The organism is uncultured Veillonella sp., from assembly GCF_915069625.1.
GTDB lineage: Bacteria > Bacillota > Negativicutes > Veillonellales > Veillonellaceae > Veillonella.
This window is the reverse complement of sequence record NZ_CAJZFD010000195.1, coordinates 1-3,077: the sequence shown is the minus strand read 5'-3', so window position 1 is coordinate 3,077 and position 3,077 is coordinate 1. Positions and strand designations below refer to the sequence as shown.

At 37.8% G+C, this 3,077-nt stretch carries 3 protein-coding genes; 2 read left to right on the top strand and 1 reads right to left on the bottom strand.

The features are described from left to right. Positions 1-354: 354 nt before the first annotated feature. Positions 355-1,680, bottom strand: coding sequence for an FAD-containing oxidoreductase (locus tag QZ548_RS08720; RefSeq protein WP_295869750.1), 1,326 nt, complete (start codon positions 1,678-1,680; stop codon positions 355-357). A gap of 189 nt (positions 1,681-1,869) precedes the next feature. On the opposite strand from QZ548_RS08720, the gene ylxM reads away from it, so the two are divergent. Together ylxM and QZ548_RS08710 are read left to right on the top strand one after the other, a co-directional pair. Beyond that, positions 1,870-2,205: a YlxM family DNA-binding protein gene (ylxM, locus tag QZ548_RS08715; RefSeq protein ID WP_105090321.1), complete on the top strand. Its 336-nt coding sequence runs from the start codon at positions 1,870-1,872 to the stop codon at positions 2,203-2,205. Beyond that, the coding region (locus QZ548_RS08710) for a signal recognition particle protein (protein WP_295869748.1) at positions 2,195-3,077 on the top strand (883 nt) is incomplete at its 3' end. The genes ylxM and QZ548_RS08710, both read left to right, overlap by 11 nt.

Below are 3,077 nucleotides of genomic sequence, written 5' to 3'. Positions count from 1 at the left end.
GTTGATAGAAACTACTCTCATAAAACTTATCAACAAAAACTAACAGTTAAAAATAATTTTAAAAAGCTACAATGTATTACAGGGTTTATAAAATATATCAAAATAAAATGTAATTATAGGAAGAATGTGTTCATTTCATGACAATTATTTTATGTCTGCTTTAAGATAGAAAAAGTTAATAGAAAACTATAGTAACTAATAATAAATCACTAAAAACTATATATTGCTAACTAATACCTAATCATCCAAAACTGTTCATTAGGCATAAATAAAAGAGTCTCCTTTAACTTATGTATTCCAGTTCAGGGAGACTCTTTTATTTATTATATTAGATTATGTAGTTACTATTCTTACCTAGAAATTACAGAGATCATTTAAGTTTTCTGCCATGGTAGGATGTGTGAAGATTTGGTTTTTGAAATATGTATATGGAATGTTGTTATCCATAGCTATTTTAATCATGTTAATCAATTCTTCAGCACTTTGGGAATAGAGTGTAGCACCGAGGATTAAATTGCTTTCCGCATCTACCACAATTTTGAAAGCCCCTTTAAGGTTGTCATTTACATGAGCCCTTGGCATAGTGGCTACAAGCATTTCCTTCGTTTTAACGGTGTAACCTTTATTAATAGCATCCTCTTCTGTCAAACCTACACGAGCGAGTGGAGGTGTTAAGAAGGTTGTGTAAGGAATGTTTTTGCGATCTTTTAATGTATAATGACCATTACCTGTAAGTGCACCAAATACAATGCGGAAGTCATCGAGAGAAATATATGTAAATTGAGGACCACCGTTTACATCGCCTACTGCATATACGCCAGGAACAGAGCTTTCACACGTATCATTCACTACGATAGCACCGCGTTCGTTAGTAGTAATATCCGTATTTTCTAAACCGATGTTAGCTGTATTTGGTTTGCGACCTGTAGCATATAAAACAGCATCAAACGAATAGTTTTGTTCATTTGCAGTAATAACAGGTTTGTTGCCATCATTAGATACAGAGTTTAATGTTACATCGTTAAGAATAGTAATACCTTGCTCAGCCAAGTACTCGTTAGCTAATTCTTGTACGATCGGCTCCTCCCGTTTTAAGATACCAGATTCAATATTAAATACTGTTACCTTTGTACCTAGTTTAGCGTATAGGCTGGCAAACTCTAGGCCAATAGGACCGGCACCAATAATACCTAATGTACTAGGTTGAGGGGATAAATGTTGAATTTCTGTACTATTATAGAAGCCTGTTGCGGTATCGATACCATCAATGTTAGGTTTAATGGCTACAGCCCCTGTATTGATGATAATTGTGTCACCAGATAAAACAATTTTATCTTCCCCAGCTGTGACATCGATTTCTTTATTACTAATGAATTCGCCATGTCCAGTATATACATCGACATGTTCATTTGTATCTAACATACCGAAGTTTTTATTACGTAAACGAGATGTAACAACCTCGCGTTGGTTTAATACTTGATCGTAAGATAAGCCTTTTGATGCGGCTATAATCATCGTTTTAGTTGGGATACATGCAATATTAATACATGTGCCACCATACATAAGTGGGTTTTCTTCGATCATAGCTACAGATTTGCCCATGGAGCCAAATTTAGCGGCTAATGTTTTACCGGCTTTGCCGAAACCTAGGACGATAAGGTCATAATGTTTGGTATTCATAAAATACCTCCTATCTTTTATATTGAAAATATTAGATGTGTTTATTATAGCATATTATAGTAGATATAAAAGAAGAATATGAAAATAATTATCTATAATTTAGATGTTAAGTATTTCTACTTGACACATCTTTTTTTATGCTGTAGTATATGTAAAGTAATATGACTTGACAGTGATGGAGGTGGCAAAATGGAAGAACGAGTGCTTATAAGTTTGCTCTTGGATTTCTATGGGCCATTATTGACGGATAAGCAACGCATGTCCTTACAACTTCACCACGAAGACGATATGTCCCTTGGAGAAATCGCTGAGGAACTAGGCGTATCACGGCAGGCTGTACACGATAACTTACAGCGTGCTCGACACATTCTAAATGATTACGAATCAAAGTTGCACTTGGTGGAACAATATGAACAGCGTGAAGGTTTGCTTTCACAGTTGAAAGAAACCTTGCCTGAAGAGGTTCTAGCTGAAACTAAGGTGCAGAAAGTATTGGCGCAAATGGAGGGATATTATGGCATTTGATAGCTTGTCAGAAAAACTGCAAGAAGCCTTTCAATCCTTGAAGGGGAAGGGCAAAATTACTGAAGATGATGTCAATCTTGCGTTGCGTCAAGTGCGTACTGCATTACTAGAAGCGGACGTTAACTTTATGGTGGCGAAGGACTTTGTTAAGTCCATTAAGGAAAAGGCCCTTGGTGAAGAGGTGTTCGGTTCCTTGAATCCAGCACAAACGGTTATTAAAATCGTAAATGACGAGTTGACGGCGTTATTGGGCGGTACACAAAGTCGTATCATGATTTCCAGTAAGCCACCAACAATTATTATGCTCGTTGGTTTACAAGGTGCTGGTAAAACTACTACAGCTGGTAAGTTGGCAGTATACCTTCGCAAACAAGGTAAACATCCAATGCTCGTAGCGGCCGACGTATATCGTCCAGCTGCGATTACTCAATTGCAAGTTGTAGGTAAGCAAATCGATATCCCAGTATTTGCTGATGAAACACCTGGTGCCAATCCAGTAGACATTGCACGCCGCGCTGTAGAGCAAAGCACGCATATGTTGAAAGATGTTGTTATCATCGATACAGCTGGTCGCTTGGCTATAGATGAAGTCCTTATGGATGAGTTATCCAACATTAAAGCCGCTGTTCGACCTCATGAAATTCTACTCGTTGTGGACTCCATGATCGGTCAAGATGCAGTGACAACAGCACAAACGTTTAATGAAAAATTAGGCGTTGATGGTGTTATCCTCACTAAACTCGATGGTGATGCGCGCGGTGGTGCTGCATTATCCATCAAAGCTGTAACAGGCTTGCCAATTAAGTTCACTGGTGTGAGCGAAAAAATGGATGGTTTCGATGTATTCTATCCAGACCGCATGGCTTCTCGTA

Coding starts and splice junctions, on each gene's coding strand:
- QZ548_RS08720 (WP_295869750.1), bottom strand. CDS start 1,680: ATGAATACCAAACATTATGACCTTATCGTCCTAGGTTTCGGCAAAGCC.
- ylxM (WP_105090321.1), top strand. CDS start 1,870: ATGGAAGAACGAGTGCTTATAAGTTTGCTCTTGGATTTCTATGGGCCA.